Below are 24318 nucleotides of genomic sequence, written 5' to 3'. Positions count from 1 at the left end.
GTGCCGTTCCGCACCCGTGGTGTGAGGTCTCAGACGCCGGCGTAGGAGTGCTTGCCGGTGACGAAGATGTTCACGCCGTAGTAGTTGAAGATCCAGCAGCCGAAGGCGATCAGCGCCAGGTAGGCGGCCTTGCGGCCCTTCCAGCCGGCGGTGGCGCGGGCGTGCAGGTAGCAGGCGTACGCGACCCAGGTGATGAAGGACCAGACCTCCTTGGGGTCCCAGCCCCAGTAGCGGCCCCAGGCGTCGCCCGCCCAGATCGCGCCCGCGATGATCGTGAACGTCCACAGCGGGAAGACGGCGGCGTTGATCCGGTACGAGAACTTGTCGAGGCTCGACGCGGCGGGCAGCCGGGAGAGCACGGACTCGGCGAACGCGCCCGGCCGGCCCCCGTTGGCGAGCTTGTTCTCGTAACTGTCGCGGAACAGGTACATCAGGGTGCCGACCCCGCCGAGGAAGAACACGGCGCCGCAGATGATCGCGGTGGAGACGTGGATCCACAGCCAGTACGAGTGCAGTGCGGGCACCAGCTGGTCGCTGGAGGTGTACAGCACCGTGGTCGCGATGCCGAGGTCCAGCAGGACGGTGGTGACCAGGAGCAGCCCCATCCAGCGGACGTTCTTCTTCAGCGTCAGCAGGGTCAGGTACGCGCCGACCGCCACCACGGAGAAGGTGATGGAGAACTCGTACATGTTGCCCCAGGGGGCACGCTGCACGGACAGGGCGCGGGCGATGACGCCGCCCGCCTGGACCAGGAAGGCGAGCACGGTCATGGAGACCGCGATCCGCCCGTACAGGTCGCCCTTGAACGTGCCGCCGGCCGCGCCGGGCCCGTCCGGGACGTCACGGGAACCGGCCGCGGAACGGGTGATGATCTTCGGCCGGTCCAGTACGGCGGTGCCCCCGGCCTTCTGCGCGACCTCGACCTTCACCGTCGGCGCGGCGGCTTCCCCGGTGGTCAGCGCGGCGGCGGTGCGCCCGACCTTGCTGCGGCTGCCGAACACCCACTCCGCGATGTGCGCGAAGAAGGCCAGCGTGTAGACGGCCATCGACGAATAGATCAGCACATTGCTGGTGTGTGCCAGATTCTCGTTGGTTGCGGCGGCGAGATTCACTTCTCAGCCCCTTCGGAAGGTTCTGCGGAGGACGCGTCGACGGCGTCGGGGTCCGGATCGGGATCAGGGTCGGTGTCAGGACCGGGCGCTGTGGGCGCCACGGCGTTGAGCGTGACCGCGAGATCGGCCAGCTCCTCGGGAAGCTTCGCGGACTCGCTGCGGCCGAGCCCCGCCATTTCGACGACGGTGACACCGTCGCTGCCGCGTACGGCCCGGACCCAGACCCGGCGCCGCTGGATGAAGAGGGAACCGGCGAGACCGGCGATCGCGCCGATGGCCCCGGTGAGCGCCCAGCCGCTGGCGGGCTGCTCCGAGATCTGGAAGCTGGCCCACTCCTGGAGGCCCTCGAACGTGATGGAGCCGGCCCCGTCGGGCAGCTTCATCGTCTCGCCGACGAGCAGCCGCTTCTTGACCTGCTCGCCCTTGGAGTCCTTGAACTCCTTCATCTTGGTCTTGTCCAGCTGGTACACGTTCTGCGCCAGCCCGGAGTCCGGCCCGAGGGAGCCGTGGAAGCCGTTGAGGGCCAGCACCGGCATGTCGGCGGCCGGGAACTGCGAGTACATCGTGCCCTTGCCCTTGCCCGCGAAGGTCGGCACGAAGAACGCCTGGAAACCGAGCTGGTCCCGCTTGCCGTTCTTGTCCCGGTAGCCGTCCAGGACCTTGATCGCGCCGCTCGACGTGACGTTGTTGTCGAGGGGCAGCAACGGCACGGCGGCCTTGTAGACCTCCTTGCCCCTGCCGTCCTTGACGGAGACGACGGGCGCGTAGCCGTGGGCGTTGAGATAGACCTTGGTGCCGTCGACGACGAGGGGTTCGTTGACCTTGATGACGGACTTCTCGGGCTTGCCGTAGGCGCCCTTGGAGTACGTCACATGGGCCTCGTAGGTGCGCGGCGTGCCGATCTGCGGGCCGCTGCGCTCGTACGTGCCGACGAACTTGTCGAGGGTGAAGCTGAAGGGGACGAGCGAGTCGTTGTCGAAGAGCGAACCGGACTTGAAGTCGTCGTACTGGGTGATCGTGTTGGAGAAGCCGTCGCCCTCGACGATCAGCTTGCCGCCCTCGGACTTGAAGAGCTGCCCCACGGCGAAGGCCACCAGCATCACGATGAGCGCGATGTGGAACATCAGGTTCCCGGCCTCGCGCAGATAGCCCTTCTCGGCGGCGACCGCGTCCCCGTCGACATGGGCGCGGTAGCGGCGCTTGCGCATCAGGCCGAGCGCGGCCTCGCGGACCTGCTCGGGCTCGGCCTCGGTGCGCCAGGTGGTGTACGCGGGCAGCCTGGTCAGCCGCTTGGGCGCAAGCGGCGGGCGGCTGCGCAGCTGGCCGATGAAGGTGCCGGTGCGCGGCACGATGCAGCCGATGAGCGAGATGAACAGCAGGATGTAGATCGCGGAGAACCACACCGAGCTGTAGACGTCGAAGAACTGGAGCTTCTCGTAGATCGGCGTGACGGTGGTGTGGAGCCCCTTGAAGGTCTGCACCTTGAGCTCGTCGACGCTGTTCTGCGGGATCAGTGAGCCGGGGATGGCACCGAGCGACAGCAGGAACAGCAGGATCAGCGCGATCCGCATGGAGGTGAGCTGGCGCCAGAACCAGCGGGCCCAGCCGATGACTCCCATGGCCGGCAGGGTGGCCAGGGACTCCTCGCGCGGGGCGGTGGAGAGCTGGGAACCGGCCGCGCCGAGTTCACGGGCGGTCTCCCGGTCCTGCTCTGCGCGCACCTCCCGCTCGTCGGGGCGCTCGCGCTCCTGGGGCGGGTTGGACTTGGTGTTGCTCATTGGAACTCAGATCCCCACAGTGAAGCCGTTGGACCAGCCCTGCAATTCCTGCATCATGCTGCCCCACGCGCCGGTCAGCAGGAGCAGCCCGGTCACGATCATCATGCCGCCGCCGATGCGCATGACCCAGACGTAGTGGCGCTTGACCCAGCTGAAGGCGCCGAGCGCCTTGCGGAAGGCGACGGCGGCGAGCACGAAGGGCACGCCGAGCCCGAGGCAGTAGGCGACGGAGAGTATGGCACCGCGCCCGGCGGTCGCCTCGGTGAACGCCAGCGCGTTGACGGAGGCGAGCGTCGGACCGAGGCAGGGCGTCCAGCCGATCCCGAAGAGCGCGCCGAGCAGCGGGGCTCCCACCAGGCCGGTCACCGGCTTCTTGTGGATACGGAACTCGCGCTGCGTCATCCAGGGCATCAGGCCCATGAAGAAGATCCCCATCAGGATCATCAGCACGCCGAGAACCTTGGAGAGGGTCCCGCTGTACTCCTGGAGCGTCTGGCCGAAGTAGCCGAAGAGCGCACCGCCGGAGACGAACACGGCGGTGAAGCCGGCCACGAAGAGTGAGGCCCCCGCGACGGTCCTGCCCCGTCGGGCATCGCCCAGATCCGTGCCGCTGACCCCGGTGACGTAACTGAGGTAGCCGGGGACGAGCGGCAGGACGCACGGCGAAAAGAAGGAGACGAGCCCGCCGAGCAGGGCGATCGGCAGGGCGACCAGCAGGGCCCCGCTCAGGACCGTCTCGTTCTGGGTGGCGGCGAGGGTGATCACCTGATCACTTCTCCGCGATCAACGGGTCGATCATCTCGTGCAGCTTGGTGTCGTCCAGCGCCGCCAGGGAGCGGGCGGCGATCTTCCCGTCCCGGTCGACGACGACGGTCGACGGAATGGTCTGCAGGTTCAGCATGCCCTTGGGGAAGCGGAGCAGGAGCTTCCCGGTCGGGTCGTAGAAGCTCGGGTAGGGGACCCCGAAGTCCTTCTCGAAGCTGATCGCCGGGCCGCGCTGCGGGTCACGGGTGTTGATCCCGAGGAACTGGACGTCCTGGCCGGTGGCCTTGGCCACCTTGGTGAAGTACTTCGCCTCCAGGCGGCAGGGGCCGCACCAGGAGCCCCACGCGTTCAGGACGACGACCTTGCCCTTGTAGTCGGCGAGGTCGAGCTGCTTGCCGTCCAGGCTCTCGCCGTCGAGCTTCGGAGCGGTGGCGCGGTCGCCCCTGGCCACCGTGGAGATCCCGCCGGTGCCGGTGACGAAGTGCGTATCGCCGCCGCCGCCGGTCTTGTTGTCCGTGCCGCACGCGCTCAGCGTCAGTGCGAGCGCGGCGGCCGCCGCGGGGGCGGCGAGCAGGGTGAAGCGGCGTCGGGATGCGCGGCCATAGCTCATGTGAAAAGTTTCGCATGGCGGTTTCGGGGATCTTGGGCACCCCCCTCGGTGCCCGTAAAGCCCGTTGTCAGGCTTGTTTAAAGAAGGCGTTCCAGCCGCCCTCGGGCGCCTGTCCGACGCCAAGCGTACGGAGCTTCGCGAGCACCGCCGGGTCCTGGACGTCCAGCCAGTCGACGAACTGCCGGAATGAGACGAGGCGCACATCCGGCTTCCCCGCGATGTGCTTGAGCGCGGCCTCGACCGCGTCCATGTAGATGCCGCCGTTCCATTCCTCGAAGTGGTTTCCGATGTAGAACGGGGCGCGGTTCGTCTCGTACGCGCGCTTGAAGCCGCTGATGTACGCCTGGGTGGCCTGTTCGCGCCAGCCCGGATACCGGGAGGGCATTCCCTTGGTCGAATTCTGCGACTGGTTGGCCAGGATGTTGTAGTCCATCGAGAGGACCTCGAAGCTGTGGCCGGGGAACGGGATGCCCTGGAGCGGCAGGTCCCAGACGTCCATGCGCTTCGAGGGCCACACCTGGGTGCCGCCGGGCGAGCTGGCGTCGTAGCGCCAGCCGAGCTTCTTCGCCGTGGGCAGCAGATTGTCCTGTCCGAGCAGACAGGGGGTGCGGCCGCCGACGAGTTCCTTGCGGTAGTCGAAGGGCAGCGGATCGAGGTCCCTCCAGCCGGTGTTGGTACGCCATTCGGTGACGAAGGAGACCGACTGATCGATTTCGCTCTGCCACTGGGAGGCGGACCAGTTCTCGACCGATCCGGAGCCGCCGCAGAAATGCCCGTTGAAGTGGGTGCCGATCTCGTGGCCGTCGTACCAGGCCTGGCGTACGTTCTTCAGCGTCGCCTTGATGTGATCGTCGGTGAGATAGCCGATGTCGGAGGCGCCGACGGGGTTGTTGGGCGGGCGGTAGAGCGACTTCTTCGATTCGGGCAGCAGATAGAGCCCGGAGAGGAAGAAGGTCATCGCCGCGTTGTGTTCCTTGGCGAGTTCCAGAAAACGCGGGAAGAGCCCGTTGCCGACCTCGCCGGCTCCGTCCCAGGAAAAGATCACGAACTGCGGGGGCGTCTGGCCCGGTTCGAGCGGGACCGGCGCGACCGGCTGGCGCGGCTGCTTTCCGGTATCGGCGGTGGAACCGTCCCCGATGGACCTGACGTCCTTCTTCGCGGGCCCGGTCCCCTTGGCGGTCCCGCCGCCGCCCTTCTCGCCCTTGCCCGGACCCGCCCGGCCTGTGCCGGAGGAGTCGGACGAACTGCAGCCCGCCATCCCGATGGCGGCCGCGGCCCCAAGTCCGGCTCCGAGCAGACCCCTTCGGCTGATGTCACGCATGCGGTTCCCATCTGCGGTCGTTTTGCCTCAAGTCCATACAAACTGCCAAAGGCTTAGATGGGCGAAGCAACACGAGGGTTCCCCGAATACCACACGATTCTTTACGTAACCAGCCCCCAGCCTTGACCGAACGCAAGAGCGAGTCTCTTCTGCCGAGTCAAGCCTGCCCGGGTACATCCGCCCGGTCCGCGCACACATCCAGCCCGTCATCCGCGCACATCAAGCCCGTCCGGCGATTGAGGACGAAACACCCATCACGAAAAATCCGGGCCCGCCCACCGGCCGTAAACCGGAGCGGACCCGGACCGAAGACCCCCGGCCGGAGGGCCGGCTACGCGCCGAACCCCTTGGACGCGCCCTTCACCGGCTTCGCCCCCGCCAGCAGGTGCGCCGGCACCAGATCCCGCGCCGGCTCCGCGTACCCGACCGACACGATCTTGTCGCCCTGGTAGGTGAAGCTGGTCAGCGAGGCGAGCGTGCACTGCCGCTTGCGCGGGTCGTGCCACAGCCGCCGCCGCTCCACGAAGCTCCGCACGATCCAGATCGGCAGCTGGTGGCTGACGCACACCGCCTCGTGCCCGCGGGCCGCGTCACGCGCCGCGTCCAGGGCACCCATCATCCGTACGACCTGCTCGACGTACGGCTCACCCCACGACGGCCGGAACGGGTTCGTCAGGTGCTTCCAGTTGTCCGGCTTGCGCAGCGCCCCGTCACCGACGCCGAAGGTCTTGCCCTCGAAGACGTTGGCGGCCTCGATGAGCCGCCCGTCGGTGGCGAGGTCCAGGCCGTGCGCCTTGGCGATCGGCGTCGCCGTCTCCTGGGCGCGCTCCAGCGGGGAGGCGACGACATGCGTGATGTCGCGCTTCTCCAGGTGCTCGGCGACCCGGTCGGCCATCTGCCGGCCGAGCTCGGAGAGGTGGTAGCCGGGGCGGCGCCCGTACAGCACTCCGTCCGGGTTGTGCACCTCTCCGTGGCGCATCAGGTGGACGACGGTGATGTCCTTGCGGCCCGTACCGCCGCTGTTCTCACTGGTGCTGCTGTCGCTGTTCTCGCTCATGCGGTGGCCTCCGATGCGGCGCGGGCTGCGGCGGGCAGCGCGGCGGCGATCCGCTCGACGGCCCGGGTGTCGTGGGCGGTGGAGACGAACCACGACTCGAACGCCGACGGCGGCAGATAGACGCCCTGCGCCAGCATCGAGTGGAAGAACGGGGTGAAGCGGAAGGCTTCCTGCTGCTTGGCGTCCTCGTAGTTCCGGACCGGCCGGTCCGTGAAGAAGACCGAGAACATGTTGCTCGCCGCCTGCACGGTGTGCGCGACGCCCTCCTTGGACAGGGCCTCGCTCACCAGCCCCCGGATCTCCGCGGACACCGCGTCGACCTTCGCGTACGCGGCGTCGTCCAGCAGGCGCAACTGGGCGAGACCGGCGGCGGTCGCCACCGGGTTACCGGAGAGCGTGCCGGCCTGGTAGACCGGGCCGGCCGGGGCCAGGTGCGCCATCACGTCGGCGCGCCCGCCGAAGGCCGCGGCCGGGAAGCCGCCGCCCATCACCTTGCCGAAGGTCATCAGGTCGGGCCGCACCCCGTCGATGCCGAACCAGCCGGCCTTCGACGTACGGAACCCGGTCATGACCTCGTCGGAGATGTACAGCGCGCCGTTGGCGGCGCAGATCTCCTTGAGCCCTGCGTTGAAACCGTCCAGTGGCGGCACGACGCCCATGTTGCCCGGCGACGCCTCGGTGATCACACAGGCGATCTCGCCGGGCTGTGCGGCGAACGCGGCCCGCACGGCCGCCAGGTCGTTGTACGGCACCACGATCGTGTCGCCGGCCTGAGCGCCGGTGACCCCCGGCGTGTCCGGCAGCCCGAAGGTCGCCACCCCGGACCCGGCGGCGGCGAGCAGCGCGTCGACGTGGCCGTGGTAGCAACCGGCGAACTTCACGATCTTCGCCCGGCCGGTGAAACCGCGGGCGAGGCGGATCGCGGACATGGTCGCCTCGGTGCCGGACGACACGAGCCGTACCTGCTCCACCGGCTCGACCCGGGCGACGATCTCCTCGGCGAGCGCGACCTCGCCCTCACCGGGCGTACCGAACGAGGTGCCGCGGGCGACAGCCTCCTGAACTGCGGCGATGACCTCGGGGTGGGAATGGCCGAGAATCATCGGCCCCCACGAGCACACGAGGTCGACGTACTCACGGCCGTCGGCATCGGTGAGGTACGGACCGGTACCGGACACCATGAAGCGGGGCGTACCGCCCACGGCCCGGAAGGCACGTACGGGAGAGTTCACGCCGCCGGGCGTCACGAGGGACGCGCGGTCGAAAAGCGTCTGCGAAACTGGGGCGTCATAGGGAAAGCTCACACATGCCATGGTGTCAGAGCCACGGACGGTCTTGCGGACAGGTGTTTCACCGGACGTTCGCGGGGGAGGTCACTGACACGATGATCGGGTTGCGCGGCGGGGGCTGTGTCTCCCAGTTAGTAGTCGGGTGGATGAGATATGCATCGCGGTGGCGGAGTGGGCGAAGGGACCGACGACCTGGGGCCCGAGCCTGCCCGGCGGGGTCGGCACCGGCGCGAGGCTGAGCGCAGACAGGGCATACAGGCCGGTGGTGCGCAGGTGGGCGGCGGAGCCGGAAGCAGGAGTGGTGGCCGGGTGGGGGTGACCTACAAGTACTTCGGGGCCCCCGACGGGGCCACTGCCGCACGCGTGCCCATTTCCATGCGCCCGGAGGAGCTCGGCGGCGACGAGCTGGGCATGGGCGGCATGTTCAGCAAGATCAAGCCGGAGACCGTGGCCGCGATGGTCCTCACCGGCATACAGGGCATACCCCTGCACAAGGTCCCGCCGCTGGAACTGGTCGTCCTGCACCCCGACTACGCTGTGGTCAGGCTCCCGATGACGGTCGTGGACCCGCTGCGCGGCGTCGGCGAGGAGTCGGTGGGTGCCGCTGCCTTCATCTGGTCCACCGTCCCGGACCGCGGCGGTCCTCGCGATGCGTACAACGTCTACCAACTGCTCCACGAGTGGCAGGACTTCAGCCATCGCCTGCACGATGCGGGGCATCAGGCGTACTGCCTGGTCTGGCCCTGAGCTGGGATTCCTCGGGAGACGGGCGGGGTTTTCGGACCTCCTCCATGCCAGTGCCGGAGAGCCGGTCAAGGGGCCAGGGCGCATCGACGGCGCTCCGGTTTCGACGGAGGCACTGATGTGCCCGGCGCGTCGGGCGCACGACCATCGCTGTCGGTCTCGACTTCGGCCCCGGCTTCACCGAAGGCATCGTCGATCGCCCGGCGCGTGCGCGTCCGGGAATCCGCTCGGTCCGACGCGGACCAGCTCTACGTGAAGTACGGCTCCCGGGAGCAGGTCGTCGAAGCCGCCACGCGTTCGAGCGCGGCCGTGGACCACGAACTCGGCCTGGAATTCCGCCACTGCTCCTGTGAAGTCCTCCTGGCGGCATGACCCGGCCATCACCCGCTCGGAGCGCGGGCGCGGCGAGGCCACGGCTTTGTCCACGTTGAGGACGGCGGCGGGCCCGAGGCCACAGCGTCATCGCCGGTCCGGTCCATCCCCGTGCTGGTCTTCGCCGGCGGCATCTACGCCGCAGGTGAGAGCTGGTGGCGGCGCCGGCACCCGGCGCCGCCCTCCCCGTACACCCATCAGGCGGCCCGGCTCGCCGAGCGCGCGACGCTGGTGGACGCCGAGAGGATCGTGGACGGCGCGTACGAGGCCGTCGGCGCGCTCTTCGACGGACCGCGTGCGCCGGGCACACGATTTCCGGCCACGGGCGTCACCCCCGGGGCCGCTGCCAGCCAGGGTCGCGACCGGTCAGTGCCAGCACCCGCGCGAAGGGGCTAGCCCCCTCCGGTACGGGGAACGGCTCGCCGAACACCTTCGCCTCCCGGGCCTTCGGCGCCATCGCGACCATGGCCGTGGCGAGCTCGCTCACCACGTCCGCGTCCGGCACGAACTCCTGACCGGTGGCGCGGGCCAGGTCCCACCCATGGACGGTCAGATCGCTGAGCGCCATGTGGCCGACGGTCCGGGCCGGGAACCCCAGGGAACCCGCGGTCCCGTCCTCCGCGCCGGGCCGGGCCCACGCGTCGACCAGCGCGGCCGTCTGCTCGCCGAAGCGCTTGCGCCAGTCCCCGGTGACGGCGTCCGGGGTCTCGCCGAACTCCACCTCCTGCCGGGCCGCCAGGGCCGTGAAGTTGTCGACCACCTGGGTGAGGTGGCTGACCAGGGCGCGGACGTCGTACTCCGCACAGGGTGTGGGGTCGCTCAGCCGGCTGTCGTCGATCCCGCAGACCACGGGCAGCGCGCCATCGGCCGCCGCATCCAGCAATTCACTGATCTTCTTCATGGTTCGACCATGCACGCCACGGCGGCGCGGGTCTTGAAGAAACGCGACGGGCGGGACACCGGATCGGCCGCGGCACTAGGATCGGCCGTCATGGCTGGCCCCCGAGGTCCCCGGCGTGACACCCGCGGCATCGTCGACGCCCCCGAACTGTTCACGCACGTACGGTTCCGGCGTCGCGAACCCGCCCCCGAACTGCGCCCGTACCTGGAGCACTACTGGCTGATCGACTGGGATCTGCCCGAGCCGTACACCTCCCACCTGGTCCCCCACCCCAGCGTCAACCTGGTCTTCGAGCGGTACGCGGGCTGCGGCGACGACGAGGCCGGATTCGCGGAGGTCTCGGGCATCGGCCTGGAGCTGTTCACTCAGAAGCTGGAGGGGCGGGGGCGGGTCTGCGGGGTGCAGTTCCGGCCCGGCGGCTTCCACCCGTTCGCACCGGAGCGGCCGGTGTCGGAGTGGACGGGACGCCGGGTCCCGGCGGCCGAGGTGTTCGCGCCGCCCGCCGCGCCGTCGGCCGTCCTGGACCCCGCCCGGGAGGACGAGCGGATCGCGGCGCTCGACGCGTACCTGCTGGCGCTCGGCCCCGAACCGGACCCGCAGGCCGACCGGGCGATGGCCCTGGCCGAGCTGGTGCGCACCGACCGCACGGTCCGCCGTGTCGGCGGACTCGCCCGCGCCGAGGGGGTGTCGGTGCGCTCGCTCCAGCGGCTCTTCGCCACGTACGTCGGCGTCGGCCCCAAGTGGGTCATCCTCCGCTACCGCATCCACGAGGCGCTGGAACGAGCCGAATCGGAGCCGGCCGTGGACTGGGCGCAGCTCGCCGCGGATCTCGGCTACAGCGACCAGGCGCACCTGGTCAGGGACTTCACGGCGACGGTGGGCGTGCCGCCGACCGCGCTGACCGCCCGCTGACCTCCCCCTGACCGCCCCCTGACTGTCAGTGCCCCGTCCTACAGTTCTGGCATGGAGCGCACCGCAGCATCATCCGTACGGATCGAGCCCTGGTCGGACGACGACCTGGAGCTGCTCCGCCGGGCCAACGCACCGGAGCTGATGGGCCATCTGGGCGGCCCCGAGTCGGAGGAGCAGCTCATAGGGCGGCACGGCCGCTACGTGGCACTGAGTGCGGACCGGACGGGCCGGGGCAGGATGTTCCGCATCGCGCTGACCGGCGAGGACGAGGCCGTGGGCACCATCGGCTTCTGGGAGCGCACCTGGCAGGGCCAGGAGGTGTACGAGACGGGGTGGGCCGTTCTCGCGGGGTTCCAGGGGCGGGGCATCGCGTCGGCCGCGACCGTGGCCGTGGCCGGGCAGGCGCGCGCCGAGCACCGGCACCGCTATCTGCACGCCTACCCGTCCGTGGCCAACGGCGCGTCGAACGGGGTGTGCCGCAAGGCGGGGTTCACGCTGCTCGGCGAGTGCGAGGTCGAGTACCCGCCGGGCCATCCGCTGCTGACGAACGACTGGCGACTGGACCTCCACCCGGATCAATGACCGGGACCGGCCGGGGCACTGGCCGGATCACCGACCCGTTCACCACCCGGACCGCCGCCCCCGGGGCTGCGCTCGCGCCCCCACGCGTTAAGCGTTTGACGACCGAGCCCGCCTCCTGGACATTTAGCTGCGCAACGCAGTTTATGTGCGCAACAAGCAATTGACCGACCCTGCCGGACACGGACACCCCCAGGAGACTCACCGCCATGCTCACGCTCGTCACCGGATGCCGCGGCCGCGTCGGCTCCACGCTCGCCTCGCTCCTGCACCGGGGCGGCCACGCCGTCCGCGCCGCCTCCCGCAACCCCGCCGAGCTCTCGCTCCCGGCCGGCATCCCGGCCGTGGCCTGCGATCTCGGCGACCCCACGACCTTCGCGGCCGCGCTGGAAGGCGTCGACTCCGTCTTCCTGTACGCCGAGCCCTCCCACATCGACGACTTCCTCGCCGCAGCACGGGCCGCCGGGGTCGGGCACATCGTGCTGCTCTCCTCCAGTTCGGTGCTCGCCCCGGACGCCGCCTCCAATCCGATCGCCGCCTCCCACCACGCGGTGGAACAGGCCCTGACCGCCTCGCCGCTGACCGCGACGCTCCTGCGGCCCGGCGCCTTCGCGGGCAACGCGTACCAGTGGTCGGGCGCCTTCCGGAGCGGGCACCCGGTGGACCTGCCCTACCCCCGCAGCCAGACGAGCCCGATCGACGAGACCGACATCGCCGAAGCGGCCCTGGCCGTCCTCAGCGACGCCCGGCTCCAGGGCGCGGCGTATCACCTGACCGGCCCCGAATCGCTCACCGCCACCGAGCAGGTCGAGCTGCTGGCCGCCTCCTCCGGCACCCCCGTGACCGTCAACACCGTGAGCCGGGACGCCTGGAAGGAGTCCGTCTCCCCCTTCATGCCGGCGGAGATCGCCGAGGCGCTGCTCGGTTACTGGGCCGCCACCGACGGCTCACCGGCCGAGGTCACCGACGACACCGAGAAGCTCACCGGCCGACCGGCCCGCACCTTCGCCGCCTGGGCCGCCGAGCACGCCGCCGCCTTCCGCGCCTGATCCCGCACGCCGCACACCGGCACCCCGGCCCGCCCCGCCCGAAATCCGTGGCCCGCGCACCCGGCCCAGTGGCATCCTGATCAGGTGAACGGACCGGAGATCCACCTCGAAGTCGCCCCTGAACTGAGGCTCTTCGTCGCGCACGACCGCCGCAGGGGGCGGACGGCCGTGACCACCGACGGCTCGTCCACCCTCGGCCATGTCGTCGAATCGCTCGGAGTCCCGCTCACCGAGGCCGGACAGCTCCTCGTCGACGGCCGCCCCGTCCCGTTCTCGCACATCCCCGCCGCGGGCGAAGTGGTCGACGTACACGCCGTGCGGCGCCCGCAGCACGTGCCGGGCGCGCCCCTGCGCTTCCTCCTCGACGTCCACCTCGGCACCCTCGCGCGGCGGCTGCGGCTGCTCGGCGTCGACGCCGCCTACGAGTACGAGGACATCGGCGACCCCGCCCTGGCCACGCGTTCGGCGAAGGAACAGCGCGTCCTGCTCTCCCGGGACCGGGGGCTGCTCCACCGGCGGGAGATCTGGGCGGGGGCGTACGTGTACAGCGACCGCCCCGAGGCGCAGCTGCGCGACGTGCTGGAGCGGTTCGCGCCCGCGCTCGCCCCGTGGAGCCGCTGCACGGCCTGCAACGGACAGCTGGCGGCGGCCGACAAGGACACCGTGGGCGGACGGCTGGAGGACGGCACGCAGCGCTCGTACGACGTCTTCGCGCAGTGCACGGAGTGCGACCGGGTGTACTGGCGCGGCGCCCACCACGCCCGGCTGGAGGCGATCGTCACCGAGGCGGTGCGCGACTTCGGCACCTCCCCCGCCGGCCCCCCGGACCCGTCCGGCGTCTGAGCCCGACGCGGCACTCCCGCCCGGGAGCCCGGCCTCACTCCGGCCCGCCGCCACTCTCCCGCAGCCCCGCGATCTGCACCGCGCTCAGCTCGACCGTCCGCCGCATATGGGCGATGAGCAGCGCGACCTCATCGTCGTCGTAGGCCTCGAACATGGCCGCCCAGCCGCCGCTCAGCTGCTCCCAGACCGCCCCGAACTCCGCCATCCGTCCGGGCACCGTCGCGACGAGCACCCGCCGCCGGTCCACCGTGTCCCGTGCGCGCGTGACGTAGCCGGCCCGCTCCAGCCGGTCCACCAGCCGGGTCGCCGACCCCGTGGTGAGCCCGGTCAGCTCCGCGATCCGCCCCGTGGTGACGGGAGCCGCCTCCAGGCTGAGCAGGTTGAGGCACTGGAGATCGGTGGGGTGGAGCCGCAGCCGGTCGGCGACGGCCTGGTTGAACAGGGCGTACGCGGCCATGTAGCGGCGCGACACGGCGGAGAGCTCGGCGAGCATCGCGGCGCGGCGGCGGGGGGCGGAGGACTTCTGCGGCATGCAGAAAGTGTACGGAGCAGAGATCACTCGCCGCTCCCCCAAGCGCTCGCGGATGGGCTACCGCGTGTCATGCGGGCGGGGGTGCGGGGGCTGGTGATGCTCGGTCAGGACGGCCAGCAGGCGGATGAGTTCGTCCTGCCCGCCGGGGGTGAGGGGGGCCAGGAGTTCGCGCTGGGCGTCGGCGATGAGCGTGTCGAGGCGCTCCAGGCGGCGGCGGCCTGCGGGAGTGAGGGTGATGACGTTGCGGCGGCGGTCGGCGGGGTCCGGTTCGCGGCGGACGCATTGGGCGTCGGCGAGCTCGTTGAGGACGGCGACCATGTCGCTGCGGTAGATGCCGGTGCGGCGGCTGAGTCCGGCCTGGCTGGCGGCACCGGCCTCGTCGAGCGCGATCAGCACGGCGAAGTGCCACTTGTGCGCGCCTTCGGCGGCCAGGCGCTCGCTGACGAGCCGGTCGGCGACGGCCGCGGCCCCGGCGAGCAGGCGACTGGGGATGGTGCGCAGCCGGGCCGGGGTGGGTTCGGGGGTCGGGGTCGGGCTCATGGGGGTCCTCCGCCTCTTGTGTTAGTGCCACTAACAGTCTACCTTCGTTAGTGGCACTAACGTTTACGTCCTGAACGAATCCTCTGGGAGTGAAGACCGTGATCAAGCCGTTCCGCATCGACATCCCCCAGGCCGACCTGGACGACCTGACCGACCGCCTCTCCCGCACCCGCTGGCCCAACGAGGTCGCCGGCGCCGGATGGGACTACGGCTTCCCGCTGGCGCGACTCAAGGAGCTCGCCGAGTACTGGCGCAGCGGCTACGACTGGCGTGCGCATGAGGCCGAGCTCAACGAACTTCCGCACTTCACCACCGAGATCGACGGCCAGAACATCCACTTCGTCCACGTCCGGTCCTCGAAGCCGGACGCACTCGCGCTGATCCTCACCCACGGCTGGCCCGGTTCGTTCCTGGAGTTCCTCGATGTGATCGAGCCGCTGTCGCGCGACTTCCACCTGGTGATTCCGTCCATCCCGGGTTACGGCTTCTCGGGGCCGACCCACCAGCGCGGCTGGGACATCGTCCACGTCGCGAGGGCCTGGGCCGAGCTGATGCGCCGTCTCGGATACGAGCGCTACGGCGCGCAGGGCGGCGACTTCGGCTCGGGCATCTCCATGGCGCTCGGCGCGGTGGCACCCGGGCAGGTCGCCGGGGTCCACGTCAACTACCTGCCGACCCGGCCGGACCCGGATGCCGGCATCGAACTGTCCGAAACGGATGAAGCACGGCTGGACAAGGTCCGGCAGCTGATGGCGAACCGCCCGCCGTACCAGGCCCTGCAGGCCACCACCCCGCAGACCATCGGCTACGCGCTGACCGACTCGCCGGTCGGCCAGCTGGCCTGGATCGCCGAGCGCTTCGCGCAGTGGACCGACCCGCGCTCGACGATCAGCGACGAGCGGATGCTCACCGACATCTCGCTGTACTGGCTGACCGCCACCGCGGCTTCCTCGGGGCGGCTGCACCGCGATGCGCCGCGGCGGATCGAGCCGTGCCCGGTGCCACTGGGTGTGGCGGTGTTCGCACACGACATCACCCAGTCGGTGCGACCGCTGGCCGAGCGGCTGTACGACATCAGGCACTGGTCGGAGTTCGAGCGCGGCGGCCACTTCGCCGCGATGGAGGTGCCGGAGCTGCTCGCCCAGGACGTCAGGGACTTCTTCCTCACCCGCGTCGAGCACGACCAGCAGATCGCCACCCACTGAGTGGCGATCACTCGCTCCCTGGTGTCCGAGCCAGGACCGCGAGGCCTGGACGGCACGTCAGAAGACGTACTCGTCCCCGGTGGCCGGCGCCAGCACCTCGTGTTCGCTGTTCTTCGAATTCCGGTCCGTCGCATCGCCGTTCCACACGGTGTCGATCCGGACGACCACCTCCGCCGGGCGCCCCAGAAGCTGCAGTTCGAGCGCGAGCTGCCGCTGCGAGCCGTCGGCGCGCAGCGGGCCCGTCCGGCACAACACGGTCTGCCGGTCGGCCTGCAGGCATTGCCCGGGCAGCTCCTGCCGGCCGGAGAGGGGTACGGACACCCGTAGCCGGACGGTCGCCCCCGCGAGGTCCGAGGGTCCGCTGTTCTGGCTGACCAGCCAGATACCGAGCCCGGTGCCCCACAGCGAGACATGACCGTGGTGCGACACATCGGCCTCCGGTGCGATGCCCCGCACCATCGGCGAAACCACCGGCGCACCGACGGCCGCGGCCGTCCCGCCCGCACCCAGCGCCAGCGCCGACGACATTGCCGCCGCAGCGGACACCCTCAGCAGAGCCTTACGCGTCACTACCATGTCCTGAAGATACAGATCTGCACGAATTAACCACATATCCCGACTGGTTCGGCGCGTCTCCGGGTTCCGCATGCCTCCCGGCGCCTCCCGCCTCGCCGCGCATGACACGCTGATCGCATGTCCGTGGTCCGCTCCATCGCCCTTTTCGTCGTCGCCGCGCTCTTCGAGATCGGTGGCGCCTGGCTCGTCTGGCAAGGCGTCCGGGAACACCGCGGCTGGGCCTGGATCGGTGCGGGCGTCGTCGCGCTGGCCACGTACGGCTTCGTCGCCACGCTCCAGCCGGACGGCGAGTTCGGGCGGGTGCTCGCCGCGTACGGCGGGGTCTTCGTCGCGGGGTCGATCGTCTGGGGCATGGTCGCCGACGGCTACCGGCCCGACCGCTGGGACGTGACCGGCGCACTGGTCTGCCTGGCCGGCATGGCCGTCATCATGTACGCCCCCCGCAACCACTGACCGCGCCCCTGCCTATCCTGGCCCCGTATCGATCAGCTGTTCCGAGGAGCCCGCCATGGCCGCATCCCCCATCGCCGTCATCACCGGAGCGAGCAGCGGCATCGGTGCCGCGACCGCCCGGCAGCTGGCGGCCGCCGGTTACCGCGTCGTGGTCACCGCACGCCGCAAGGACCGCATCGAGGCGCTCGCCGCCGAGATCACCGCGGCGGGCCACGAGGCCACGGCCTACGCCCTGGACGTCACCGACCGCGCCGCGGTCGACGAGTTCGCGACCGCGTTCCGCGGCCTCGCCGTGCTGGTCAACAACGCCGGCGGCGCGCTCGGGGCGGACCCGGTCGCCACCGGCGACCCGGCCGACTGGCGCCAGATGTACGAGACCAACGTCATCGGCACCCTCAACGTCACCCAGGCCCTGCTCCCCGCCCTCACCGCGAGCGGCGACGGCACGGTGGTCATCCTCTCCTCGACCGCGGGCCTCTCCGCCTATGAGGGCGGCGGCGGCTACGTGGCCGCCAAGCACGGCGAGCACGTCCTGGCCGAGACCCTCCGCCTGGAGATCGTCGGCACCCCGGTCCGCGTCATCGAGGTCGCCCCCGGCATGGTCAAGACGGAGGAGTTCGCCACCACCCGCTTCCGCGGCGACACCGAGAAGGCCGCCAAGGTCTACGCGGGCGTCGACGCCCCCCTCAGCGCCGACGACGTGGCCGACACGATCACCTGGGCCGTCACCCGCCCCAGCCACGTCAACATCGACCTCCTGGTGGTCCGCCCCCGCGCCCAGGCCTCCAACTCCAAGGTCCACCGCACCGCCTGACCGGCCCCGCCCGGCAGGAAGGCCGGAGTGAGACCACCCCCGTGGACCTCACCCCGGCCCACCCCCGCCCGGCCCTCGCCCCGTCCGGCGCGCTCAGCCCTTCACGCAGATGACCTGCTTCAGCTTCGCCACGACCTCCACCAGGTCCCGCTGCTGATCGATGACCTTCTCGATCGGCTTGTACGCACCCGGGATCTCGTCCACGACACCGGAGTCCTTGCGGCACTCCACACCCCGCGTCTGCTCCTCCAGATCCTTGGTGGAGAAGCGCTGCCTGGCGGCGTTCCGGCTCATCTTGCGGCCCGCGCCATGCGAGGCGGAGTTGAAGGACTTCTCGTTGCCGAGGCCCTTCACGATGTACGAGCCGGTACCCATCGAGCCCGGAATGATCCCGAAGTCACCCGAGCCGGCCCGGATGGCACCCTTGCGGGTGACCAGCAGGTCCATGCCGTCGTACCGCTCCTCCGCCACGTAGTTGTGGTGGCAGGAGATGACCGGCTCGAAGGTCACCCCGGCCTTCTTGAACTCCTTGCGGACCACGTCCTGGAAGAGCGCCATCATGATCGCGCGGTTGTGCTTCGCGTACTCCTGCGCCCAGAACAGGTCGTTGCGGTAGGCCGCCATCTGCGGGGTGTCCGTGACGAAGACCGCGAGGTCGCGGTCGATCAGGTCCTGGTTGTGCGGCAGCTTCTGCGCCTCGCCGATGTGGAAGGCGGCCAGTTCGTTGCCGATGTTCCGGGAGCCGGAGTGCAGCATCAGCCAGACCGAGCCCGCCTCGTCGAGACAGAATTCGACGAAGTGGTTTCCCGCCCCAAGCGTTCCCATCTGCTTCGTAGCACGTTCCTGACGGAATTTGACCGCATCGGCCACCCCGTCGAACCGCTGCCAGAAGTCGTCCCAGTCGGTCGGAGCGAGCCCGTGCAGCCGGCCCGGGTCCACCGGCTCGTCGTGCATCCCGCGGCCCACCGGAATGGCCTGCTCGATCTTCGACCGAAGCCTGGTCAGGTCCCCGGGAAGGTCGTTGGCGGTCAGCGAGGTCTTCACCGCGGACATGCCGCAGCCGATGTCCACGCCCACCGCGGCCGGGCAGACCGCACCGTGCATCGCGATGACCGAGCCGACCGTGGCGCCCTTGCCGAAGTGGACGTCCGGCATGACGGCCAGGCCCTTGATCCAGGGCAGCGTGGCGACGTTGCGCAGCTGCTGCATCGCGACGTCCTCGACCTTGGCCGGGTCGGTCCACATGCGGATGGGGACCTTCGCGCCCGGCACCTCTACGTACGACATAGTTCCTCGATTCCCCCGATAAGCCTGAAAGCGCAAAACCGGGGCCAAGGTCGGCAAAAGTATCGGTCGACCGGCATCCACAGCGGCGCGTGCGATACACATTGTGTCCACCCGCCGCCGACGAGCGGCAACCGTTTTTCGCACGAAGGGAGCCCAGGACCGTGCGACGAATGGCGTACGCCTCCGGCGCCGTGCTCATCGCAGCGCTCGCGGCCGGCTGCAGCAGCGGCACCGGAATCGATGATTCCGCCACCGACAGCAAGCCCGGCGCCGTGGCCTCTTCCACCGCACCCCCGGGCAGGTACCGCACCCTTCCGGAGGCCTGCCGCTCCATCGCACCCGCCACCCTGAAGGACCTGCTGCCCGGCGCCGCCGAACTGCCCGAGGCCCAGCAGGAGAAGGTGTTCGACGGTTCGCCCGCCGTCACCTACGACACCGACCGCCGGGCCGGCTGCCGCTGGAAGACCGAGGCACCCGACGGCGCCCGCAGCCTCTTCGTCGACTTCGAGCGCGTCGTCTCGTACGACCCGGCCGTGAGCGACGACGACCGCGCCCGCGCGGTGTACGCGAAGAAGGAGGAGGCCGCCGACCTGCCCTCGGCCTCCACCCTGCCCGGCGGAACGGGAAACAGCACCCCGGACTCCCCGTCCGGGACCGCGAGCGGAAAGCCCGGCAAGGACGCGGGCAAGAGCACCGCCGCGGACGGGAAGACCGGCGGGGACACCACGGACGGCAGCACGGACGGCAGCACCGTCGAGAGCCTCCAGCCCCGCGTCCTCGATTCACTCGGTGACGGCGCATTTCTGGACGATCTGCTCACCCGGGCAGGTTCCACCGCACAGCACCGCACGGTGAGCGTGGTATTCCGCACATCGAACGTCATCGTGACCATCCAGTACACCGCGCAGCCGGCCCTCTCCACCGAGGTCCCCGACAGCAGGGAACTGCAGGAGAAGGCCCAGGCACTGGGCCGGAAACTGGTCGAAAGGTTCAGCGAGTAACCCCGTCCCCGGCCGGTCCGGCCCCACCGCCGGCCGCCCCGCGACCCATCCGGCCGAGGCGGCATCCGGCTGCCGTCCGTCGTACCGTGGCCCTCCGGAACCACCGCCCGCCGACCGCCCGCACCATGCCGGCGCCCACGCCCACCGACCGTCCGGCCGCCCGAACGCCGCGCCACCCGAGTGAAGGAACCATGCACCGATCAGCCCCGCGACTCACCCGCATACTCGCCTGCGCCGCCGTTCCGGTGATGCTCGTCGTCGCCGGCTGCTCGTCGGACTCCGACAGCGACAAGGACAAGGCCTCGGCCTCGTCCCCCGCGCCGGATGCGACGAAGTCGGAACCCACGGTCGCCGCCGCGAAGTTCGCCGAGCTGCCCGACCCGTGCAAGTCGATCACCGCGAAGACGGTCAAGTCCCTGGTCCCCGCGGCCAAGGACAAGAAGGGCACACCGGGCAGGTCCAGCGATACCGCCGCCCGCGGCAGCTGCTCCTGGAACGGTCTGGACGACAACGGCGTCAAGGGCTCCCAGTACCGCTGGCTCGACGTCGGCTTCACCCGCTTCGCCTCCGACCAGGCCCTGGGCAGCGGCGCGGACCGGGCCGGGGACGACCTCACGAAGCAGCTCACCAAGGCCAAGGCGGCCGAGGGCGCGAAGAAGCTCGTCACGACTCCCGTCAGCGGCATCGGCGACCAGGCGACCAGGGTCACGTACGACCTCGACAAGACGGGCGAGGACTTCAAGTACGCGACGGTCGTCGCCCGTACGGGGAACGTCGTCGTCACCCTGACCTACAACGGCGCGGGCTACGCGGGCGCGAAGACCCCGTCCGCCGACGACATCCTGAAGGGCGCCGAGAAGGCCGCCAAGGAGGCGGTCGCCGCCGTCGCCGACGCCAACGGGAGCCCGCAGGCGAGCGCCTCGCCGGACTCCCCCGAGTCCTCGGGCAAGGCAACCGACAAGGCGACCCACAAGGTGACCCACAAGTCCTCGGACAAGGCGGCGTCGAGCAAGTCCTCGGGCAAGGCGATCCACAGGACGACGCAGTAGCTCTCCGGCCCCGAGGCCCCAACACCCCAGCGCAGAAGCGGATTCACGAAGCCCGGTCCTCTCCGAGAACCGGGCTTCGCCCCTCCCCGCGCAACGCATCGCACCCGCGTGTGCCAGGCTGTGCCCGCCAGAACTCGAAAGCGCGCCTCCGGACCGGAGGCCGGGGACGAAGAAACGGGAAGGGGATCGCGGGTGGCCGCGATGCAGCTCACACGCACGCACCGCATACTCATCGGGCTCGTGGTCGCCGGTGCGGTGCTCATCGCAGCGATCGGCTTCGCGGGCTCGTACGCCGCCGTGCGCGAACTCGCCCTGGAGAAGGGCTTCGGGAACTTCTCGCTGGTCTTCCCGATCGGCATCGACGCAGGCATCTGCGTCCTGCTCTCGCTGGACCTGCTGCTGACCTGGCTGCGCATCCCGTTCCCGCTGCTGCGCCAGACGGCCTGGATGCTGACCGCCGCGACAATCGCGTTCAACGGCGCGGCCGCGTGGCCGGACCCGCTCGGCGTCGGCATGCACGCCGTGATCCCGGTGCTGTTCGTGGTCGCCGTCGAGGCCGCCCGGCACGCCGTGGGCCGGATCGCCGACATCACGGCCGACAAGCACATGGAGGGTGTCCGCCTCACCCGCTGGCTGCTCTCCCCCATCCCGACGTTCCGGCTGTGGCGGCGGATGAAGCTGTGGGAGCTGCGGTCCTACGAGCAGGTCATCAAGCTCGAACAGGACCGGCTGATCTACCAGGCCCGCCTCCAGGCCCGCTTCGGCCGCAACTGGCGCCGCAAGGCGCCCGTCGAGTCCCTGATGCCGCTCCGCCTCGCGAAGTACGGCGTCCCGCTGGCCGATACCGGCCCGGCCGGACTCGCCGCCGCGGGCATCGAACCGGCCCTGCTGCCCCCGGCCCCCGCCCCCGCCCCCGCCCCCGCGGCAGCTGTCGCCGCCGTCGAGACGGCCCAGCCCCAGCAGCCCGAACTCGTCGGCGCCCCGCAGCAGGAGCAGTACGCCGAGCCGGAGCCCCGGAACCAGCAGCCCCAGCCGCAGAGCGCCTTCCAGCCGCACTCCCAGGCCCAGGAGCAGACGCAGGCCCGGACGCAGGCCCAGGCCCCCGTCCCCGCCTCGCACGAGAGCCCGTGGTTCGCGGCACAGGCGCCGGACGGCGCGTACGAGGGCTCGTACAACCCGACGTACGTCGACGTCCATGAACCCGGCCCGGTCATGATCCCGACCGGCCCCGGCCGCACCCGCCCGCTGGGCAACGTGGGCACGATCGGCGCCATGCCGGCCCCCCGCGGCGAGCAGCAGCCGCTGCCGGAGCACGAGGCGCCCGAGGCCCTCGCGGCCGACGAGGTCCCTCAGGAGCCGAAGCCCGTCGCCGAGGCGGCCGAGGAATGGGCCGAGGAATGGGCGCAGGAGGACGCGGAGTTCAGCGAGATCGCCTATGAGGTCTTCGCCGCGTTCGTGACCCAGCACAGCACGTACCCCAGCATCGAGGTCCTGGACATACACCTGTCGGACGGTCACAACGTGCGGCACCCGCGCAGCGCGGCCCTGCTCCGCCAGCTGATCCAGGGCTTCAAGAACCGCTACCACGCCGAACTCGAAGCGGACCACATCGCGTAGGCCGCACGGAGCGAAGGCACCTGGCGAACAACACCGTCGAGAACAGCGGCAACGCCGAAGGGCCGCCACCCGCGAAACGGGGTGGCGGCCCTTCGCCGGTCGTCGTTACGCGCCGAGCAGCCTGCGCACCCGGTCCGCCCCGACCGCGAGCAGCAGCGTGGGCAGTCGCGGCCCGGTGTCCCGGCTGACGAGCAGCCGGTACAGCAGCGCGAAGAACGACCGCTGCGCGGACTTCAGCTCGGGCGTCGGCTTGGCGTCCGCCTCAAGCCCGGCCAGCGTCTTCGGCACGCCGTAGACGAGCGTGGTCAGCCCGTCCAGCGACCAGTGCGAGTCGAGGCCCTCCAGCAGCAGCCGCAGCGATGCGCGGCCCTCGTCGTCGAGCGAGCCGAGGAGCTCCTTGTCCGGCTCGTCGCGCACGATGGTGCGGGCCTCGGCCGGGACCTGGGTGGTGATCCAGCTCTCGGCCCGGTCCAGCCGCGGCCTGACCTCGTCCAGCGAGGTCAGCGGGCTCGAAGGGTCCAGCTCGCTGAGGATGCGCAGCGTCTGGTCCTCGGCCCCTGCGGTGATGTCGGCGACCGAGGCGAGGGTGCGGTACGGCAGCGGGCGCGGGGTACGCGGCAGCTCACCGGCGGCCGTCCCGATCGCGCGGGCGTACGCGGCGGCGTCGGCCGGCAGCACGGAGCCGTCGGCGACCTTGCGCTCCAGCGAGTCCCACTCGTCGTAGAGCCGCTGGATCTCCTGGTCGAAGGCGATCTTGAAGGACTGGTTGGGCCTGCGGCGCGCGTACAGCCAGCGCAGCAGCGGGGCCTCCATGATCTTCAGCGCGTCGGCCGGGGTCGGCACACCGCCCTTGGAGGAGGACATCTTCGCCATGCCGGAGATGCCGACGAAGGCGTACATCGGCCCGATCGGCTGCACGCCGTCGAAGATCTCGCGGACGATCTGGCCGCCGACGACGAACGAGGAACCGGGCGAGGAGTGGTCCACCCCGCTCGGCTCGAAGATCACGCCCTCGAACGCCCAGCGCATCGGCCAGTCGACCTTCCAGACCAGCTTGCCGCGGTTGAACTCCTTCAGCCGAACCGTTTCGGCGAAGCCGCAGGCCGCGCAGGTGTAGTTCAGCTCGGTGCTCTCGTCGTCGTACGACGTGACCGTGGTCAGGTCCTTCTCGCAGTTGCCGCAGTAGGGCTTGTACGGGAAGTAGCCGGCCGAACCGCCGCTGCCGTCGTCCTCGCTCGCCGCGCCGGAGCCGGCCTCGGCCTCCAGCTCGGCCTCGTCGGCCTTCTTCTGCTGCGGCTTCCTGCCCTTGCCCGGCGCACCGCCCGCCGCCGGGTCCTTCTTGGTCCGGTAGCGGTCCAGGACGGCGTCGATGTCGGCGCGGTGCCGCATCGCGTGCAGGACCTGCTCGCGGTACGTGCCCGCCAGGTACTGCTCCGTCTGGCTGATTCCGTCGTACTCGACACCCATCTCGTCCAGCGCGTCCGTCATCGCGGCCTTGAAGTGCTCGGACCAGTTCGGGTACGCGGAGCCGGCCGGGGCGGGCACCGAGGTCAGCGGCTTGCCGATGTGCTCGGCCCACGACTCGTCGACACCCGGGACGCCGCTGGGCACCTTGCGGTAGCGGTCGTAGTCGTCCCAGGAGATCAGGTGCCGGACGGTGTGGCCGCGGCGGCGGATCTCGTCGGCGACCAGGTGCGGGGTCATGACCTCGCGCAGGTTGCCCAGGTGGATCGGGCCTGACGGGGAGAGACCGGAGGCGACGACGACCGGTTTGCCAGGCGCACGACGCTCCGATTCGGCGATGACATCGTCCGCGAAGCGGGAGACCCAGTCGGTCTCGGTGCTGCTCTGACTCTGAGCCACGGTCGGCACGTCCTTCTCTCTTGTAGGACTCATAGGGGCGCTCGCCATT

At 70.5% G+C, this 24318-nt stretch carries 26 protein-coding genes; 12 read left to right on the top strand and 14 right to left on the bottom strand.

From position 1 onward, the window contains the following. Positions 1-29 precede the first annotated feature (29 nt). From ccsB to hemL, 7 genes are all read right to left on the bottom strand, one after another. Positions 30-1112, bottom strand: a complete 1083-nt coding sequence (gene ccsB, locus OG322_RS21135; protein WP_123459961.1) for a c-type cytochrome biogenesis protein CcsB — start codon at positions 1110-1112, stop codon at positions 30-32. Next, positions 1109-2890: a cytochrome c biogenesis protein ResB gene (gene resB / locus OG322_RS21130; RefSeq protein ID WP_124284269.1), complete on the bottom strand. Its 1782-nt coding sequence runs from the start codon at positions 2888-2890 to the stop codon at positions 1109-1111. Before resB ends, ccsB begins: the two co-directional genes overlap by 4 nt. A 6-nt stretch (positions 2891-2896) precedes the next feature. Beyond that, the gene (locus OG322_RS21125) at positions 2897-3655 is read right to left on the bottom strand and encodes a cytochrome c biogenesis CcdA family protein (protein ID WP_123459963.1); all 759 of its coding nucleotides are present in this window, start codon (positions 3653-3655) and stop codon (positions 2897-2899) included. Positions 3656-3659: 4 nt separating this feature from the next. Beyond that, positions 3660-4265 carry a TlpA family protein disulfide reductase gene (locus tag OG322_RS21120; RefSeq protein ID WP_329306797.1) on the bottom strand — a complete coding sequence of 202 codons (606 nt, stop codon included), beginning with the start codon at positions 4263-4265 and terminating at the stop codon, positions 3660-3662. Between the two features lie 67 nt (positions 4266-4332). Beyond that, positions 4333-5586: a hypothetical protein gene (locus OG322_RS21115; RefSeq protein ID WP_124284271.1), complete on the bottom strand. Its 1254-nt coding sequence runs from the start codon at positions 5584-5586 to the stop codon at positions 4333-4335. A 331-nt stretch (positions 5587-5917) separates the two neighbouring features. Then, the gene (locus tag OG322_RS21110) at positions 5918-6643 is read right to left on the bottom strand and encodes a histidine phosphatase family protein (RefSeq protein ID WP_124284272.1); all 726 of its coding nucleotides are present in this window, start codon (positions 6641-6643) and stop codon (positions 5918-5920) included. Then, positions 6640-7956 (bottom strand): glutamate-1-semialdehyde 2,1-aminomutase, encoded by a 1317-nt coding sequence (hemL, locus tag OG322_RS21105; protein ID WP_123459967.1) that lies wholly within the window; start codon positions 7954-7956, stop codon positions 6640-6642. The genes OG322_RS21110 and hemL overlap by 4 nt, the downstream gene beginning before the upstream one ends. A 129-nt stretch (positions 7957-8085) precedes the next feature. Here hemL and OG322_RS21100 point away from each other — a divergent pair, with 129 nt between their 5' ends. Then, on the top strand, positions 8086-8679 hold the full coding sequence (locus OG322_RS21100) for a hypothetical protein (protein WP_078617842.1): 594 nt from the start codon (positions 8086-8088) through the stop codon (positions 8677-8679). A 204-nt stretch (positions 8680-8883) separates the two neighbouring features. Further along, a complete protein-coding gene (locus OG322_RS21095) occupies positions 8884-9048 on the top strand; it encodes a hypothetical protein (protein WP_164494300.1) in 165 nt (54 codons plus the stop codon). A gap of 197 nt (positions 9049-9245) precedes the next feature. On the opposite strand, the gene OG322_RS21090 is transcribed toward OG322_RS21095, so the two are convergent. Both OG322_RS21090 and OG322_RS21085 read right to left on the bottom strand, forming a co-directional pair. Then, positions 9246-9371, bottom strand: coding sequence for a hypothetical protein (locus OG322_RS21090; RefSeq protein ID WP_260146691.1), 126 nt, complete (start codon positions 9369-9371; stop codon positions 9246-9248). Positions 9372-9376: 5 nt separating this feature from the next. After that, positions 9377-9949 carry a TIGR03086 family metal-binding protein gene (locus OG322_RS21085; protein ID WP_123459969.1) on the bottom strand — a complete coding sequence of 191 codons (573 nt, stop codon included), beginning with the start codon at positions 9947-9949 and terminating at the stop codon, positions 9377-9379. A gap of 90 nt (positions 9950-10039) precedes the next feature. Between OG322_RS21085 and OG322_RS21080 the strand changes: the two genes are divergently transcribed. From OG322_RS21080 to OG322_RS21065, 4 genes are all read left to right on the top strand, one after another. Further along, a complete protein-coding gene (locus OG322_RS21080; protein WP_124284274.1) occupies positions 10040-10861 on the top strand; it encodes a helix-turn-helix domain-containing protein in 822 nt (273 codons plus the stop codon). A gap of 51 nt (positions 10862-10912) precedes the next feature. Then, entirely contained in the window at positions 10913-11443 is a 531-nt protein-coding gene (locus tag OG322_RS21075; protein WP_123459971.1) for a GNAT family N-acetyltransferase, read from the top strand. A gap of 206 nt (positions 11444-11649) precedes the next feature. Continuing rightward, positions 11650-12489: an NAD(P)H-binding protein gene (locus tag OG322_RS21070; protein WP_123459972.1), complete on the top strand. Its 840-nt coding sequence runs from the start codon at positions 11650-11652 to the stop codon at positions 12487-12489. Between the two features lie 84 nt (positions 12490-12573). Then, positions 12574-13332, top strand: a complete 759-nt coding sequence (locus OG322_RS21065; RefSeq protein ID WP_329306796.1) for a Mut7-C RNAse domain-containing protein — start codon at positions 12574-12576, stop codon at positions 13330-13332. A 34-nt stretch (positions 13333-13366) separates the two neighbouring features. Here OG322_RS21065 and OG322_RS21060 read toward each other — a convergent pair whose 3' ends face one another. After that, positions 13367-13864, bottom strand: a complete 498-nt coding sequence (locus OG322_RS21060) for a MarR family winged helix-turn-helix transcriptional regulator (protein WP_123459974.1) — start codon at positions 13862-13864, stop codon at positions 13367-13369. 57 nt (positions 13865-13921) lie between these two features. Beyond that, positions 13922-14404 (bottom strand): MarR family winged helix-turn-helix transcriptional regulator, encoded by a 483-nt coding sequence (locus OG322_RS21055; protein WP_329306795.1) that lies wholly within the window; start codon positions 14402-14404, stop codon positions 13922-13924. 98 nt (positions 14405-14502) lie between these two features. Here OG322_RS21055 and OG322_RS21050 point away from each other — a divergent pair, with 98 nt between their 5' ends. Next, positions 14503-15609: an epoxide hydrolase family protein gene (locus OG322_RS21050; RefSeq protein WP_123462062.1), complete on the top strand. Its 1107-nt coding sequence runs from the start codon at positions 14503-14505 to the stop codon at positions 15607-15609. Positions 15610-15666: 57 nt separating this feature from the next. Here OG322_RS21050 and OG322_RS21045 read toward each other — a convergent pair whose 3' ends face one another. Beyond that, on the bottom strand, positions 15667-16185 hold the full coding sequence (locus OG322_RS21045) for a hypothetical protein (protein WP_241200011.1): 519 nt from the start codon (positions 16183-16185) through the stop codon (positions 15667-15669). Between the two features lie 117 nt (positions 16186-16302). On the opposite strand from OG322_RS21045, the gene OG322_RS21040 reads away from it, so the two are divergent. Both OG322_RS21040 and OG322_RS21035 read left to right on the top strand, forming a co-directional pair. Then, positions 16303-16638 carry a YnfA family protein gene (locus tag OG322_RS21040; RefSeq protein WP_124284276.1) on the top strand — a complete coding sequence of 112 codons (336 nt, stop codon included), beginning with the start codon at positions 16303-16305 and terminating at the stop codon, positions 16636-16638. 55 nt (positions 16639-16693) lie between these two features. Next, the gene (locus OG322_RS21035; RefSeq protein ID WP_329306794.1) at positions 16694-17452 is read left to right on the top strand and encodes an SDR family NAD(P)-dependent oxidoreductase; all 759 of its coding nucleotides are present in this window, start codon (positions 16694-16696) and stop codon (positions 17450-17452) included. 93 nt (positions 17453-17545) lie between these two features. Here the strand turns inward: OG322_RS21035 and OG322_RS21030 are convergent, their stop codons facing one another. Next, positions 17546-18739 (bottom strand): RtcB family protein, encoded by a 1194-nt coding sequence (locus OG322_RS21030; protein ID WP_207319666.1) that lies wholly within the window; start codon positions 18737-18739, stop codon positions 17546-17548. Positions 18740-18909: 170 nt separating this feature from the next. On the opposite strand from OG322_RS21030, the gene OG322_RS21025 reads away from it, so the two are divergent. The 3 genes from OG322_RS21025 (at position 18910) to OG322_RS21015 (ending at position 22406) form a co-directional block, all read left to right on the top strand. Further along, on the top strand, positions 18910-19740 hold the full coding sequence (locus tag OG322_RS21025; protein ID WP_329307753.1) for a DUF3558 domain-containing protein: 831 nt from the start codon (positions 18910-18912) through the stop codon (positions 19738-19740). A 191-nt stretch (positions 19741-19931) separates the two neighbouring features. Next, positions 19932-20789: a DUF3558 family protein gene (locus tag OG322_RS21020; RefSeq protein ID WP_124284277.1), complete on the top strand. Its 858-nt coding sequence runs from the start codon at positions 19932-19934 to the stop codon at positions 20787-20789. A 201-nt stretch (positions 20790-20990) separates the two neighbouring features. After that, positions 20991-22406, top strand: coding sequence for a DUF2637 domain-containing protein (locus tag OG322_RS21015; RefSeq protein WP_329306793.1), 1416 nt, complete (start codon positions 20991-20993; stop codon positions 22404-22406). A 105-nt stretch (positions 22407-22511) separates the two neighbouring features. On the opposite strand, the gene lysS is transcribed toward OG322_RS21015, so the two are convergent. Beyond that, the gene (gene lysS, locus OG322_RS21010; protein ID WP_329307752.1) at positions 22512-24278 is read right to left on the bottom strand and encodes a lysine--tRNA ligase; all 1767 of its coding nucleotides are present in this window, start codon (positions 24276-24278) and stop codon (positions 22512-22514) included. Positions 24279-24318 lie beyond the last annotated feature (40 nt).

The organism is Streptomyces sp. NBC_01260 (assembly GCF_036226405.1).
Lineage (GTDB): Bacteria > Actinomycetota > Actinomycetes > Streptomycetales > Streptomycetaceae > Streptomyces > Streptomyces laculatispora.
Note: the sequence above shows the minus strand (reverse complement) of the source record. Positions and strands in the feature narration are given on the sequence as shown.